Genomic DNA, 15,129 nt, shown 5'->3' with positions numbered 1-15,129 from the left:
AATCAGGTTTATGCACAACCGACTCCCACCCCATGAAACTAAACGTCTATTAAAACTGGCGACCTATGCGTCGGTATCTATTGCTTTTCTTTTAATTGCGACAAAATTGATTGCCTGGTTGATGAGCGACTCAGTCAGCCTGTTAGCCACGCTGATTGACTCCTGTCTTGATGCAGCAGCATCTCTTCTGAACCTATACGCTATCAGACATGCACTGCAACCCGCTGATGACGAGCATCGCTTTGGCCACGGTAAAGCTGAATCACTCGCCAGTTTGGGGCAATCTGCATTTATCGCAGGGTCAGCCGCCTTTTTATTGCTCGAAGCAAGCAGTCGTTTGTTTAACCCTCATACACCGGATGCAATTGGTATTGGAATCGCTGTGATGATTTTTTCTATTTTCGCAACATTAATTCTACTTTCCATCCAGCGATACGTAATAAAAAGAACGAAGTCCACAGCCATTCAAGCAGATTCACTGCACTATAAAATGGATCTTTTGATTAATTTTAGCGTGATTATCAGCTTGCTGCTTGCAAGCATGGGATCACCTATATTTGATTCAATTATCGCAATAGCAATCGCAGGTTTCATTCTTCACAGTGCCTGGAAGATTGGCAATGAATCTGTTCAGCTACTTATGGATCGTGAACTGCCCGACGACGAACGCTACCGCATTGAGCAAATCGTATTAAGGCATGCTGAGGTGCGAGGCATGCATGACCTGCGAACACGTCGCTCAGGGATGTTTAGTTTCATTCAGTTGCATTTGGAGTTGGATGATGAGCTAAGCTTACTTCAAGCTCACACCATTGCAGATGATGTTGAAATTGCACTGCTCAAAGCATTTCCTGACGCTGAGGTTATTATTCACCAGGATCCTGCCAGTGCCACTCTCTCAATTCCCAGATCTTGAGCGACGCTAATTTTTTTGTGACCGTTCCTTTGTTATACTGCGCCGTTTCAAGCAAAGAATACCGATTTAAAGAATGAACCCCAATTTAGCCAAACTGAGCCCTTATCCATTTGAATTTCTTGCAAAGCTCAAAGCCGGGGTCACACCTCCCACTGACAAACAACCTATTTTGCTCTCTATCGGTGAGCCCAAACACATGCCACCGAGCTTTGTATGTGAAGAGGTGATCACTCACATGCACAGCTTATGCCGCTACCCGACCACCAAAGGATCGGATGAATTACGTGAAGCCATCACTGAGTGGCTAAAAAAACGCTTTTCACTGCCAGAGAACAGTCTGGATGCTGCAAAAAATGTTTTACCTGTCAACGGCACACGTGAAGCACTCTTTGCATTTGCTCAATGCGTTATAGATCGCACAAAAAACAACGCCAAAGTTTTAATGCCTAATCCTTTTTACCAGATCTATGAGGGCGCTGCATTTTTGTCAGGAGCGCAGCCTTACTTTCTCAATGCAACGGCAGACACAAATCACCAACCTGATTTTGATAAAGTTCCTGCATCAATCTGGGAGGATTGCCAGTTACTCTATTTATGTTCGCCAGGTAATCCGAGTGGTGCGACCATTGAAGCACCTGTATTTAAAAAGCTAATTCAACTATCAGACAAACACAACTTTATTATTGCCTCTGACGAATGTTATTCAGAGCTTTATGATGATGAAAGCAAACCACCCACGGGCCTCTTGGAAACAGCGGCACAAATGGGACGCAGTGACTATAAAAATTGCATCGTATTTCATAGCCTTTCCAAGCGTTCAAACCTACCAGGCTTGCGTTCAGGTTTTGTTGCGGGTGATCAAAGTATCATCGAAAAATTTTTGCTGTATCGTACCTACCACGGCAGCGCCATGCCACTGCACACTCAAGCTGCCAGTATTTTAGCTTGGCGAGATGAAAAGCATGTACAAAAAAACCGTAAAATGTATCGTCAAAAATTCGATGCTGTGCTCGAAATATTAAAACCCGTCATGGAGATAGAACGCCCTCCGGCAGGTTTTTATCTATGGGCAGAAACACCTATTAATGATACCGACTTTGCCGAGCAACTTTATGCCAAGCAGAATGTGACCGTGTTGCCAGGCCGTTACATTTCTCGTCATGCCCATGGTTTAAACCCAGGAGAAAATCGTATCCGAATGGCTCTGGTTGCGCCGCTGGATGAATGCATTGATGCAGCAAATCGTATTAAAGAGTTTATCAAATCACTTTAAAGTTTTAACATTAACTTAATCTATTATTTAGTTGTTTTTAAAAGGAAAAATAATGAGAAGCATTGAACAAATCATTAATGAAGCATTTGAAAAGCGTGCAGAAATCACACCTCGAAATGTTGATACGCATGTTAAAGAAGCCGTCAATGAAGCGATTGCATCTCTGGATTGTGGAGAGCGTCGTGTTGCCGAGAAAAAAGACGGTGACTGGGTTGTTAACGAATGGCTGAAAAAAGCAGTGCTGCTCTCTTTTCGCATCGAAGACAATTACCCAATGAATGGTGGCGAAACCAACTATTACGATAAAGTTTCCCCTAAATTTGCAGACTATAATTCACGCGACTTCCGTGAAGCAGGCGTTCGAATTGTTCCCCCCGCCACGGTACGTAAAGGTTCATACATCGCTTCGGGGGTTGTATTAATGCCTTCTTATGTCAATATCGGTGCTTATGTAGATAGCGGCACCATGGTCGATACTTGGGCAACGGTAGGATCATGTGCTCAAATTGGTAAGAACGTTCACCTTTCGGGCGGTGTTGGCATTGGTGGCGTATTGGAACCACTGCAAGCCAGCCCAACCATTATTGAAGATAACTGCTTTATCGGTGCTCGTTCTGAAGTGGTGGAAGGTGTGATCGTTGAGGAAGGTGCGGTGATTTCAATGGGTGTCTATATTGGCCAAAGCACTAAGATTTTTAACCGCGCAACGGGCGAAGTCACTTACGGTCGTATTCCTGCCGGTTCAGTCGTTGTTTCTGGTAATTTACCTTCAAAAGATGGCACTTACAGCCTCTACTGTGCAGTGATCGTTAAACAAGTAGATGCAAGAACTCGTAGCAAAGTCGGTATCAACGAACTCTTAAGAGATATTTAAGGCTGAAACCTGGCTCGTTTTTTTTAGAAAATCGAGCCATTTTTAGATAAAAAATCATGACAACAATATACGGCATTAAAAACTGCGATACCGTGCGAAAAGCCATCAAGTGGCTCAACAATCAAGGTATCGAACATACGTTTCATGACTTTCGTAAGGACGGCATTGACGAAACTACCCTACATCACTGGATTGCCTCAGCCGGATGGGAGACTGTTTTAAACAAGCGCGGCCTTAGCTGGCGACAGCTCTCTGATGAAGATAAAAAAAATATTGATGACAACAAAGCGATGAAATTGATTCTTGAAAACCCCACACTGGTTAAGAGACCCGTATTAGCACATCAAGATGAAATTTACATAGGCTTTAATGAAGATACTTACACTAAAATTTTTAACAAATAAAAACGACTATCTATGAGCCCAACACTAGAACTTACCCAAGCCCTCATCAACTGCCAATCTATCACACCTGATGATGCCGGTTGCCAACCGATGATTATTCATCGCTTAGAAGCCATCGGTTTCAAAATTGAAAAATTACGTTTTGGTGATGTTGATAATTTTTGGGCTCGACGTGGTAATGAAGGCCCTCTGTTTGCTTTTGCAGGCCATACCGATGTCGTACCGACGGGGCCAGAGTCACAATGGGACTCCCCTCCTTTTGCAGCAGAGATAAAAAATGGCTACCTGTATGGACGAGGTGCAGCCGATATGAAAGGCAGTATCGCGGCAATGGTCACCGCCTGCGAACGCTTTATCGCTGACAACCCAAACCATCAAGGCTCAATTGCATTTCTGATTACCAGTGATGAAGAAGGCCCCGCTGATGATGGCACGGTGAAAGTCATAGAGCACTTAGAAGCACGCAACGAAAAAATTGATTGGTGCCTGGTTGGCGAACCTACTTCAGGTCAGCAACTCGGTGACATGATTAAAAATGGCCGACGAGGCTCACTCAATGGCAAGCTCACCATTCATGGCGTGCAAGGCCACATCGCCTACCCTCACTTGGCAAAAAACCCCATTCATCTTGCAGTGCCAGCACTCACAGAGTTAAGCACCAAAAAGTGGGATCAGGGCAATAAATTTTTCCCACCGACAACATTTCAGGTTTCAAATATTAACGCAGGTACTGGAGCCACCAATGTCATTCCAGGCGATTTGGAACTACTCTTTAACTTTCGTTATTCAACCGAAGTGACCCACGAACAACTCAAAGAGAGTGTTCATCAGGTACTTGATAAACACCAACTGAAATACACACTAGAGTGGAATTTATCAGGCCAACCGTTTCTGACACCTGAAGGAGCACTGGTTGATGCCGCCTGCGCCGCCATCAAAGAAGTCACCCATATTGAGACTGAAATTTCGACAACGGGCGGCACATCAGATGGACGATTTATCGCACCCACAGGCGCTCAAGTGCTCGAACTCGGCCCGCTTAACGCAACGATTCACAAAATCAATGAATGCGTACGTGCAGAAGACCTGAATATTCTTTCTGATGTTTATGAAAGAATGTTGGGCAAATTACTCACTTAGCTTTAGTGTAGGCAATCTCTGTTTTCCACTGAAACTGCCCTTTAGGTTTTTCCAGCTTATCCAGTTTCAGGTATTGATCGAACATAACAGTTTGCCCTGGTGCGACCTCTTTCCATATTCGCATTGAGCCTTTAGAAGAAAAAGTGCAATCACTCTGGACACAATCTTCGATCACCACTTCCAGTGCCAGCTCGGTTAACGTATAGTCTGTCGAGCTGTTCGTGATCTGGCCACTGAACTTACGATTAAATGAAAACGCCAAGTCAGTCAACTCAATTTCACTGGCAGGAATTAACATTTGTGCAGTATCACGTGAGTTTTCTCTTTGCCAGAAAAAATAGAGAGCCATCATGAGAATAATAGTGAAGAGTACGATATAAAATTGTATAGAGTGTTTAAAACGCGGTGCAATCACGATCACAACAACCAAAAATAGTGCAATAAAAATCCAAGCAATCATTTAAACGTATCCATTAACTTATGTTGCATTTCATACTAACGCGATTAGCCAGCGCTGTCTTTGTTATTATCGGCGTTTCCACTCTAGTCTTTCTACTTATTCACCTCGTACCTGGTGATCCTGTTGAAGTGATGCTGGGCGAAAGTGCGAAGCCGGCTGATCGTGAAGCGTTACGCCATGCATTAGGGCTTGACCTCCCCATTCATCAGCAACTTGTTAACTACTTTGGAAACCTGCTGCAATTCGACCTCGGCACATCACTTCACTCCAAACGCCCCATTACTGAACTACTCGCTGAACGCCTTCCAGCAACATTTCAACTGGCAGTCGCAGGCTTGCTGGTCGCAGTCATCATTGCTTTTCCTTTAGGGATAATTGCTGCTATCCGGCGTAATACCTGGTGGGATCACGGCGCAATGGGAGTTGCACTCATCGGCGTATCCATGCCCAACTTCTGGCTAGGCCCCCTACTTATCCTGGTTTTTTCACTCTGGCTCGGCTGGCTGCCCGTCAGTGGCCATGAGAGCTGGGCAGCTTTGATTTTACCCGCGATCACACTAGGCACGGCAATGGCAGCTATTTTATCAAGAATGATACGCGCCGCCCTGCTTGAAGTGATGGATGAAGATTTTATTCGCACAGCTCGCGCCAAAGGACTCAAAGAGCGTCGCGTTGTTTTAAAACATGGTTTAAGCAATGCCTTGCTACCCGTTATTACCATTCTGGGTTTGCAACTTGGCGTACTACTTGGCGGTGCTGTAATTACCGAAATTGTTTTTTCATGGCCCGGAATTGGTCAATTAACAATTGATTCAATCAATCGTCGCGATTACCCCGTTGTGCAAGCCTGTATTTTGGTGATTGCTCTCACTTATGTTGTTGTTAATACATTGACTGATGTAGTTTATGCGTTGATTGATCCACGCATCCGACTTGGAAACTCATAACGGTGCGCTTCTACATTCCACTCGCAATCGTCATTTTATGGCTGTTTTTTGCTCTATTCGGCTCCCTGCTCCCACTTCAACCAAATTTAGTCAATCTCACTGAAATATTAACACCACCCAACATAGAGGCATGGCTGGGTTATGATGATCTTGGACGACCCCTTTGGGATCGTCTGGTGATGGGTGCAAAGAGTTCATTTTATGTCGTATTCTGGGTGATTTTAATCTCCACAGTGGTAGGAACACTCGTTGGCGCTTTTAGTGCCTATATTGGCGGATGGTGGGATCACCTTATTGTGCGAATCATTGATATATTCCTCGCTTTTCCTGGCATTCTTCTTGCCATCGCCATGGCAGGCTTAATGGGTCCAGGTATAGATAATGTTGTTATCGCACTTTGCACAGTCGGTTGGGTTGGCTATGCACGTCTCTCTCGTGCCCAAGTGCTTTCTATCAGACAAAGAGAGCATGTGCAGGCCGCAGAAGCACTCGGCATCCCCCCTTTTCAGATTGTAATTCGACATCTACTGCCACTGATTATGGCTCCATTGATTGTTGAAGCCACATTCGGTGTCGCTGCCGTAATTATCGGTGAAGCAGGGCTTTCATTTCTTGGCTTAGGCATTCAGCCCCCCGATGCATCATGGGGTAGCATGATTCGTGATGGCGCAAGATACATGTTAGTCGCACCTCATATGGTAATTATTCCAGGAATTGCTTTAATGCTGGTGGTACTTGCAGTAAACTTGCTCGGCGATTACTTACGAGATCGACTCGATGTTAAACAGAGGAAAATATAATGAAAATAACAAATAAAGTTTTAGCCGTACTGATTAGTAGCTCATTTGCTTGCAGCGCAGTCAGTGCCGGAATTATGGTCAAACAGAAAAGTGGCGATAATATTGAAGCTCATATTTTTCAAAGTGGTACATATATAAATCAGCAAAATGGCACTCTGTCCGCCATTATTGATTTCAACAGTAACAACTGCACACAACTCAATCACAGTGAAAAATCGTACTTTATGGGTGACTGCAAAGGCATGGCACCAGCTTTCAAGAGTTTCATGTCCAGTAAAGTCGAAGAAGGCAAAGCTGCAATGAGCAGTGAAGACCAAGCCTATATGAAGCAAATGATGGAGCAGATGTTACCAAAACAGAGTGATGTAAAAATCACCGTAAAAAAAGAGGGTTCAACCTCTATACAAGGCTATGATTCTGATCTGTATGTATTAAAGGTAGGTGATGAAAAAGTCAGCGAAATATGGGTTTCAAAGGCATTAGAGAAAGATATTTCCAAAGAGATTGATATTAAAAAACTGGATAAACTATCCAAAGAGTTCAAAGAGACAATGGGCGGCATGCAAGAAGCCATGTTCGGCAAAAAAATGAAAGATCCTGAAAAAGATGCAGAAGCGACGTTAGATGATAAAGGCTATTTTATTAAACGAATCAAGTACGGTAACGGTATGTTTGCAGCGACTCCAGATATGCCTCAAAAAACTAATTCCAAGGATGACACAATACGTGATGAGCAAGAGGTCATTTCAGTAGAAAAAAAGAAATTTGACCTTGCAAAATACTCGGTTCCAAAAGATTATCAAGCGGCCACCTCATGGAAAGACTTTGTAGAATCATCAATTAAAGGATTTTAAGCTTTCTTTAAGAACGTTCACAAAATAAATAATTTTTAAAACAGATTGAATAGCGGCGCATTATCACTGATAATGCGCCGATGTTGTAAAACAACAAAAGTTTATGGTGACTTGTATCGGTCTTCTCGCAACGCTACGCTGTGAACCCCGCCAGACTCGGAAGGGAGCAACGGCAGCAGCAGATGCGTGTGCCGGGATTCGGCGGGTACAAGTTGCCACCCATATACTCTTAAGCTTGGAAATTAGCAAGCTTTAAAACAGGTGCAGCTATGGGTTATCAAGTGCTGGCGCGTAAATGGCGCCCAGGCATCTTTAGCGAAATGGTCGGTCAGACTCATGTACTGCGCGCAATCACCAATGCGCTGGATAACGACCGCCTGCACCACGCCTACCTTTTTACGGGTACCCGGGGCGTAGGTAAAACAACCATTGCCCGCATTTTTGCCAAGTCACTCAACTGTGAAGCGGGGGTCAGCTCGACTCCATGCGGTCAATGTAGTATTTGCCAAGAGATTAATGACGGACGTTTTATTGACCTGATTGAAGTTGATGCCGCCTCTCGTACCAAAGTGGAAGATACCCGAGAGTTACTTGATAACGTACAATACGCAGCAACGCGCGGTCGCTACAAAGTATACCTTATTGACGAAGTGCATATGCTATCAACGCACAGCTTCAATGCACTACTAAAAACTCTGGAAGAACCACCACCTCACGTCAAATTTTTACTTGCAACAACCGACCCGAAAAAACTACCTGCCACCATTCTTTCTCGTTGCTTGCAGTTCAACCTGAAACGTTTACCTCCAGAGCTGATTCAAGAGCATTTAAGCTATGTGTTGACAGCTGAAAAAATTGAAGCAGAAAACAGCGCATTAAAGCAACTTGCGCGTGCTGCTGATGGCAGTATGCGCGATGCACTCAGCCTGCTTGATCAAGCCATAGCATACAGCGGTGGCCAACTAACGACCGCTCAAATGCATGAGATGCTTGGCACCATTGAACAAACACATGTATTAAAATTGGCACAAGCACTCGCCGAAAACAGTGCAGAAGCTTTGCTAGGCTGCGTTCACCAACTCGCCGAGCAAGCCCCGGATTTTAATGGCGTACTCGCTGATCTGATTGCCCTGTTTTATCGTGTTGCACTGCAACAAACCGCTCCATCGGCTTTTAGTGATGATGAGGATAATAGAGAGATTATCGTACAGCTTGCAGAAAATATATCACCACAAGATGTTCAGCTTTATTATCAAATAGCCTTAATGGGTCGACGAGATTTATCCTTGTCACCCGACTTACGCACGGGTTTCGAAATGATCATGTTACGTATGCTGGCATTCAGACCTGTACCTGCATCAAATACGACTCCAAACTCAGAAAAAAACATACAACCCACCGCTGCAGTTCCACAAAAAAAACCGGCACTGGCTGCATCACTGAATATAAAAACTCAAAAACCACCCAAAGCTCCAGAGCAGCAACCTGAAGCACCCGTTCTCAGCCCAGCAAAACAGGCGATTGCAGCCGCTAAAGAGTTAGCAAAATCTAAACCTTCAAAGCCAGAAGTGACACCCCCCCTTAAAACTTCTAGGCAAAAAATACAGACTCAACCCGCAGCTTCTCCTTCAGACGATTGGCATACCATCGTTGAGTCATTACAATTAACAGGCCTGGTTCAACAACTGGCACTTAATAGTTTGTATAAAAACCGTGACGGCAATACGATAACCTTGCAAGTTGATCGTAATGGTGAGCGATTACGCAGCCCACAATTGATCGAAAGGCTGGAAAAGGCGTTACAACACTACTTCAGTGCTCCAGTAAAACTTATATTTGAATCAAAAGACCAGCTGAAAAGTGAACCAGCAACATCACTCAAAACAGAAACACCCGCTGTACGCCAGCAACGTAAAGCGGATGAGCGTTTAGAAATGGCCAAACAATCCATTTCTGAAGATGCTCATGTTAAAGCACTGCAAGATAGATTTAATGCCAGAGTCGTTACTGACTCAATAAAACCACTTCCCTAGCCCGAACAAGTTACATTATAAAAGGAGACTGCTATGAAAAATTTAGGCAACCTGATGAAACAAGCTCAGAAAATTCAGGAAAATATGCAACAAGCTCAGGAAGATCTTGCAACCATGGAAGTGACTGGGCAAGCAGGGGGCGGCATGGTCAGTGTCATCATGACAGGCAAACATGATGTGAAACGTGTCAGTATTGATGATGCACTCATGGATGATGACAAAGAGATGATTGAAGACCTTCTTGCTGCCGCCGTTAATGATGCCGTACGTAAAATTGAAAAAGAGAGTCAGGAAAAAATGTCCGGCATGACTGCAGGGTTCCCAATGCCTCCTGGTTTTAAAATGCCATTCTAAGCTAATTAAGTGATTGAAAAATATTTATGACTCAAGAACCACTCGTTGCCCAACTTATTGACTCTCTGTGCTGCCTGCCTGGAGTGGGTCCTAAGTCTGCACAACGCATGGCATTTCATCTTTTAGAGCGTGACCGAAATGGCGCACGCCGCCTCGCGCACTATCTGACCGAAGCGGCTGATAAAGTGGGGCACTGCTCAATCTGTAGAAATTTGAGTGAAAAGGAAGTCTGTCGTTTATGTTCCAATGAAAAACGAGATCGCAGCCTGCTTTGTATCGTAGAAATGCCGACCGATGTACAAGCCATTGAGCAATCAACCGGATTTCAGGGGCGATACTTTGTATTGATGGGGCACCTCTCCCCTATTGATGGCCTGGGGCCTGATGAAATCGGCTTAAACCAGCTCGCAACACATCTTGATTCAGGCAAAATAAAAGAAATCATTCTGGCCACCAACCCAACCATTGAAGGTGAAGCCACTGCGCACTACATTGGTGAAATGGTACGCAGTCGACAGATCAAAACAACACGCATTGCTCACGGTGTGCCTCTAGGGGGTGAACTGGAGTTTGTCGATGGTGGAACCTTATCTCATGCCTTTTCCGGAAGGCGTGAAATAGAGTCATCGCCATAAAATGCAATTAAAACGTTACACCGATTACTCACTGCGCGTATTGATCTATTTAGCTGTCAAACAAGGCGAAGTTGTGACTGTTAATGAGATTGCTCAAAGCTATAATATTTCCAGACATCATATTGCAAAAGTAGTATATCAGCTCTCATTGGGCGGGTTCATTCACACAGTACTTGGAAAAAATGGGGGAGCCACCCTTAACAAGCCACCCAGTGAAATTAATATCGGCGACCTCATACGCCACACTGAAGTCAATTTATCCGCATTCGATTGTAATAATTTAACTCAGAACTGTGTTATTTCGGAAATATGCCAACTCACCCAAATTCTGGATCAAGCCACCCAACAATTTTTAAAAGTACTCGATCAATACACACTTGCTGATCTCATAAGCCAGAACAAAAGTGCTTTAGCCGAAGTACTTTTTATAAAAAAAAGGAGTTAAAACATGCTGCAAAATAAAAATAATCTCATCTGGATTGACTTGGAAATGACAGGGTTAGACTCAGATCATGATCGTATTATTGAAATTGCAACAGTCATTACCGACAGCGAGCTTAATACAGTTGCAGAAGGCCCTATTATTGCTGTTCATCAAAGTGATGAAGTGCTCGCAGGCATGGATGAATGGAATACCAAACAACACGGAAAATCAGGGTTGACTCACCGAGTCAAGGCAAGCCAATATACTGAAGTTGAAGCTGAACGAGAAACGTTAGACTTCCTCAAAAAATATGTTCCAGAGAACAGTTCGCCAATTTGCGGCAACAGCATTTGCCAGGATCGTCGCTTCCTATATCGTCATATGAAAGAGCTTGAGAACTATTTTCATTACAGAAATCTGGATGTCAGCACAATCAAAGTGCTTACACAGCATTGGTCACCTGATATTGTAAAAATGATCAAAAAAAGCTCTTCGCACTTGGCAATGGATGATATCAAAGACTCAATTAATGAACTCATCCATTACCGCAAGCATGTTTTTAAAATTTAGTTTTTCTTGAATATTTAGACTTGGGTGCACGTGTCACGCGCTGGCTCCCTTTTTTAGTGGTCACTGGTCTGCGGTATTTCATACCGACTTCTTCCATCAACACGGTAAGATCGCCCTCTTCCAACTCTTGAAATTTTGCAGGTCTAATTTTACGCGGTAAAATAATTGGCCCGAAGCGTACACGCTGCAATCGACTGACCCTGACACCTTGCGACTCCCACAAACGCCGAACTTCGCGGTTGCGCCCTTCTTTTAGAACAACGTGATACCAATGATTAGCCCCTTCTCCACCGCTGTCTACAATATCTTCAAAACGGCCTTTACCATCCTCCAGCATTACGCCATCACGCAAACGCTGCAACATGTCGTTATCAACTTCGCCGAGTATACGCACGGCATACTCTCGATCCATGCCATTCGATGGATGCATCAAACGATTCGCTAATTCACCGTTATTGGTCATTAATATCAAGCCACTGGTATTAAAATCAAGACGACCCACAGCAATCCAGCGCTCACCCGACAGCCGCGGCAAACTGTTAAAAACAGTCGGGCGACCTTCAGGATCACTGCGGGTAGATACTTGTCCAACGGGTTTGTGGTAAGCCAGTACTCGCGTTGTAACAGTTTCACGTTTTTTCAGATGAACCAAACGCCCATCCAGAGTTAATTTATCATCTTCCGAAGCCACATCACCCAGCTTAGCTAACTGACCATTAACCGTGATTCGCCCAGCTCGAATCCAGCCCTCAATTTCTCGGCGTGACCCAAAACCAGACTGCGCCAATAATTTTTGTATTCTCTCTCTCATTATTTCACCTTCGTTACGCTTGTCGCAGCGTTACATTAATTGCTGACAATTCATTTTTAAACTTTTTTTCAATACTATCCAAATCAGAAAGATCTGATAAATCGGGTAATTCATCCAGTTTTTTCAGATTAAAATAGTCAAGAAACTCACTTGTTGTGCCATACAGTGCGGGCTTACCCGGAACCTCTTTATGCCCTACAACACGCACCCATTCGCGCTCCAATAATGTTTTAATAATTGAAGTGCTGACACTAACTCCACGAACTTCTTCAATTTCTGCCCGTGTAATTGGCTGACGATAAACAATCAAAGCCAACGTTTCCAGCAGTGCACGTGAGTAACGTACGGGGCGCTCTTCCCATAGTTTCGATACCCACGGCGCAAGCGATTGTTTGATTTGAATGCGAAACCCGCTCGCAACCTCTTTCAGTTCCATGCCTCGTGATTCATACTCTTCACTCAGCCTATCTAAAACATCATGAATCTCCTGATGTGAAGGTTGATCTTCCGCCTCAAACAGTGCCAATAACCGGTGAACAGTCAAAGGCTGGCCTGCTGTCAGCAGTGCGCCTTCAATGATATTTTTAAGCTGTTGCTGATTCATTCATCGAACCCGCTGTTTTGACATAAATCGGAGCAAACAGATCGTTTTGAATCATCTCAATCAGTGACTCTTTGACCAATTCTAAAATTGCCAGCAGTGTCACGACAACCCCTGCCCGCCCTTCATCCAGAGGAAACAACAATGTAAACTCACAAAACCTGTCATCTCTTAATTGAGTTAATACCTTCGTCATACGTTCCCGCACAGAAAGAGCTTCTTTTTTAATCTCATGGTGAGTAAATAGTTCTGCTCGTGCAATGACATCTTTCAAAGCCAAAAAAATATCAGCCAGCTCAACTGTAGGCACTAATGGGGTTATATTTGTCACTGGAACTTCGGCCTGCACGGGGAAAATTTCTCGCTCAATTCGTGGCAAACAATCAATATCCTGCGCCGCTTGTTTAAATCGCTCATACTCTTGTAAACGCCTGATGAGCTCTGCCCGTGGATCGTCTTCATCTTCGACATCAGATGGTCTGGGCAACAACATTCGTGATTTGATTTCTGCCAACATGGCGGCCATCACCAGATATTCTGCAGCCAACTCTAAATTCATAGACTTCATCAATTCAACATAGCCCATGTATTGATGCGTAATGTCTGCAATGGGTATATTCAGAATATCCAGATTTTGACGTTTGATGAGATAAAGCAACAGATCCAGAGGCCCTTCAAAGGTTTCCAAAATAACCTGTAAAGCATCTGGTGGGATGTATAAATCCTTGGGAAGCTCTGTCACCGCTTGCCCCTCGACCAGAGCAAGTGGTATTTGTGGGCCGAACTCTGGTTTATTCACTGTATACTCAACAATTACTTATAGTTCAGCCCCATAACCTTCTTAATTTCACTCAATGTTTTACGTGCTTCGTCGCGTGCTTCATCACAACCTTCGGCAATAATACTGCGCACAATACTGGGGCTTTCTTCATACTCTTTTGCACGTTCACGAATAGGAGCCTGCTCTTTTATAACTGCATCAATGATATGCTGTTTGCAATCAATACATCCAATACCTGCGCTGCGGCAACCTGCTTTCACCTCTGCACGAATATCATCTTCTGAATAAATTTGATGCCACTCCCAAACAGGGCACTTGTTTGGATCACCTGGATCTGTACGCCTCACACGAGCGGGATCAGTTGGCATTTTACGTATTTTTTGTGTGACTACTTCAGGAGATTCACGCAAACTAATCGTATTACCATACGATTTGGACATTTTTTGGCCATCTAACCCTGGCATTTTTGATACAGGAGCTAATAGTGCTTGAGGCTCTGGCAAAATAATTTTTCCAGAGCCCTCCAGATAACCATAAAGTCGTTCACGATCAGATCGAACAAGATTTTGATTGTCCGCCAGCAGTGCTTGCCCACTCCCTAAAGCTTCAGCATCGCCCTGCTCCTGATAAGCTCTGCGAAAACTATTGTAAAGTTTTGCCTGTTTTTTCCCCAGTTTTTTAATCGCGTTCACTGCTTTTTTTTCAAAATCAGGCTCACGACCATAAAGATGATTAAAGCGCCTCGCAACTTCACGCGTCAACTCAATATGTGCCACCTGATCTTCACCCACCGGCACCTGGCCTGCGCGATAGATAAGAATATCCGCGCTTTGCAGCAGTGGATAACCCAGAAAACCATAGGTATCGAGATCCTTTTCCTTCAGTTTTTCTTGCTGATCTTTATAGCTTGGAACACGCTCCAGCCATCCTAGTGGAGTCATCATGGAGAGCAGCAGATGTAATTCAGCATGTTCAGGAACACGGGATTGAATAAAAATTTTAGCCGCGCTGGGGTTTATACCCACAGCCAGCCAATCAACCACCATATCCCAAACACTTTTTTGAATGATTGATGGATCATCATAATGTGTCGTCAATGCATGCCAGTCTGCTACAAAAAAGAAGCAGTCATACTCATGCTGTAGTGACAACCAATTTTTAAGAACGCCATGATAATGGCCCAAGTGAAGCTTGCCAGTGGAACGCATCCCTGAAAGCACTCGCTGGTTTCGTGAAGGAACTGAATTCAAGA

Annotated in this window: 17 protein-coding genes, 1 other RNA gene and 1 pseudogene; 14 read left to right on the top strand and 5 right to left on the bottom strand. The window is 44.1% G+C overall.

Annotated features, from left to right (window positions below; genetic code table 11):
- The first annotated feature begins 10 nt into the window (after positions 1-10).
- From L3J70_06350 to dapE, 5 genes are all read left to right on the top strand, one after another.
- Positions 11-916 (top strand): cation diffusion facilitator family transporter, encoded by a 906-nt coding sequence (locus tag L3J70_06350; protein MCF6235980.1) that lies wholly within the window; start codon positions 11-13, stop codon positions 914-916.
- Positions 917-989: 73 nt separating this feature from the next.
- Complete coding sequence (gene dapC, locus L3J70_06345) at positions 990-2,189, top strand: succinyldiaminopimelate transaminase (protein ID MCF6235979.1); 1,200 nt, start codon at positions 990-992, stop codon at positions 2,187-2,189.
- A gap of 52 nt (positions 2,190-2,241) precedes the next feature.
- On the top strand, positions 2,242-3,063 hold the full coding sequence (gene dapD / locus L3J70_06340; protein MCF6235978.1) for a 2,3,4,5-tetrahydropyridine-2,6-dicarboxylate N-succinyltransferase: 822 nt from the start codon (positions 2,242-2,244) through the stop codon (positions 3,061-3,063).
- Positions 3,064-3,119: 56 nt separating this feature from the next.
- Positions 3,120-3,467, top strand: coding sequence for an ArsC family reductase (locus L3J70_06335; GenBank protein MCF6235977.1), 348 nt, complete (start codon positions 3,120-3,122; stop codon positions 3,465-3,467).
- A gap of 12 nt (positions 3,468-3,479) precedes the next feature.
- Positions 3,480-4,607, top strand: a complete 1,128-nt coding sequence (gene dapE, locus L3J70_06330; protein ID MCF6235976.1) for a succinyl-diaminopimelate desuccinylase — start codon at positions 3,480-3,482, stop codon at positions 4,605-4,607.
- On the opposite strand, the gene L3J70_06325 is transcribed toward dapE, so the two are convergent.
- Positions 4,600-5,067, bottom strand: coding sequence for a hypothetical protein (locus L3J70_06325; GenBank protein ID MCF6235975.1), 468 nt, complete (start codon positions 5,065-5,067; stop codon positions 4,600-4,602). The two genes, dapE and L3J70_06325, sit on opposite strands and share 8 nt — an antisense overlap.
- Before the next feature lie 20 nt (positions 5,068-5,087).
- Here L3J70_06325 and L3J70_06320 point away from each other — a divergent pair, with 20 nt between their 5' ends.
- From L3J70_06320 to orn, 9 genes are all read left to right on the top strand, one after another.
- The gene (locus tag L3J70_06320; GenBank protein MCF6235974.1) at positions 5,088-6,014 is read left to right on the top strand and encodes an ABC transporter permease; all 927 of its coding nucleotides are present in this window, start codon (positions 5,088-5,090) and stop codon (positions 6,012-6,014) included.
- 2 nt (positions 6,015-6,016) lie between these two features.
- Complete coding sequence (locus tag L3J70_06315) at positions 6,017-6,814, top strand: ABC transporter permease (protein ID MCF6235973.1); 798 nt, start codon at positions 6,017-6,019, stop codon at positions 6,812-6,814.
- Positions 6,814-7,668, top strand: a complete 855-nt coding sequence (locus L3J70_06310) for a DUF4412 domain-containing protein (GenBank protein ID MCF6235972.1) — start codon at positions 6,814-6,816, stop codon at positions 7,666-7,668. Before L3J70_06315 ends, L3J70_06310 begins: the two co-directional genes overlap by 1 nt.
- A gap of 114 nt (positions 7,669-7,782) precedes the next feature.
- An RNA gene (gene ffs / locus L3J70_06305) (signal recognition particle sRNA small type) lies at positions 7,783-7,879 on the top strand.
- Positions 7,880-7,937: 58 nt separating this feature from the next.
- Entirely contained in the window at positions 7,938-9,701 is a 1,764-nt protein-coding gene (gene dnaX / locus L3J70_06300; GenBank protein MCF6235971.1) for a DNA polymerase III subunit gamma/tau, read from the top strand.
- A 33-nt stretch (positions 9,702-9,734) separates the two neighbouring features.
- Complete coding sequence (locus tag L3J70_06295; protein ID MCF6235970.1) at positions 9,735-10,055, top strand: YbaB/EbfC family nucleoid-associated protein; 321 nt, start codon at positions 9,735-9,737, stop codon at positions 10,053-10,055.
- 26 nt (positions 10,056-10,081) lie between these two features.
- The gene (gene recR, locus L3J70_06290; protein ID MCF6235969.1) at positions 10,082-10,690 is read left to right on the top strand and encodes a recombination mediator RecR; all 609 of its coding nucleotides are present in this window, start codon (positions 10,082-10,084) and stop codon (positions 10,688-10,690) included.
- A 1-nt stretch (position 10,691) separates the two neighbouring features.
- Positions 10,692-11,135: an Rrf2 family transcriptional regulator gene (locus L3J70_06285; GenBank protein ID MCF6235968.1), complete on the top strand. Its 444-nt coding sequence runs from the start codon at positions 10,692-10,694 to the stop codon at positions 11,133-11,135.
- Between the two features lie 6 nt (positions 11,136-11,141).
- Positions 11,142-11,684 carry an oligoribonuclease gene (gene orn, locus L3J70_06280; GenBank protein ID MCF6235967.1) on the top strand — a complete coding sequence of 181 codons (543 nt, stop codon included), beginning with the start codon at positions 11,142-11,144 and terminating at the stop codon, positions 11,682-11,684.
- Here orn and L3J70_06275 read toward each other — a convergent pair.
- The 4 genes and pseudogenes from L3J70_06275 to L3J70_06260 all read right to left on the bottom strand — a co-directional run bounded on the left by L3J70_06275 (position 11,674) and on the right by L3J70_06260 (position 15,127).
- Positions 11,674-12,495 (bottom strand): pseudouridine synthase, encoded by an 822-nt coding sequence (locus L3J70_06275; protein MCF6235966.1) that lies wholly within the window; start codon positions 12,493-12,495, stop codon positions 11,674-11,676. The two genes, orn and L3J70_06275, sit on opposite strands and share 11 nt — an antisense overlap.
- 70 nt (positions 12,496-12,565) lie before the next feature.
- Positions 12,566-13,099: pseudogene (gene scpB / locus L3J70_06270) on the bottom strand (SMC-Scp complex subunit ScpB).
- Complete coding sequence (locus L3J70_06265; GenBank protein ID MCF6235965.1) at positions 13,080-13,895, bottom strand: segregation/condensation protein A; 816 nt, start codon at positions 13,893-13,895, stop codon at positions 13,080-13,082. Before L3J70_06265 ends, scpB begins: the two are co-directional and overlap by 20 nt.
- Positions 13,896-13,909: 14 nt before the next feature.
- Positions 13,910-15,127, bottom strand: coding sequence for a tryptophan--tRNA ligase (locus tag L3J70_06260; GenBank protein ID MCF6235964.1), 1,218 nt, complete (start codon positions 15,125-15,127; stop codon positions 13,910-13,912).
- Positions 15,128-15,129 lie beyond the last annotated feature (2 nt).

The organism is Gammaproteobacteria bacterium (assembly GCA_021648145.1).
Taxonomy (GTDB): domain Bacteria; phylum Pseudomonadota; class Gammaproteobacteria; order JAADGQ01; family JAADGQ01; genus S141-38.
The sequence above is the reverse complement of the archived record's forward strand: the minus strand, read 5'-3'. Positions and strand labels throughout refer to the sequence as shown.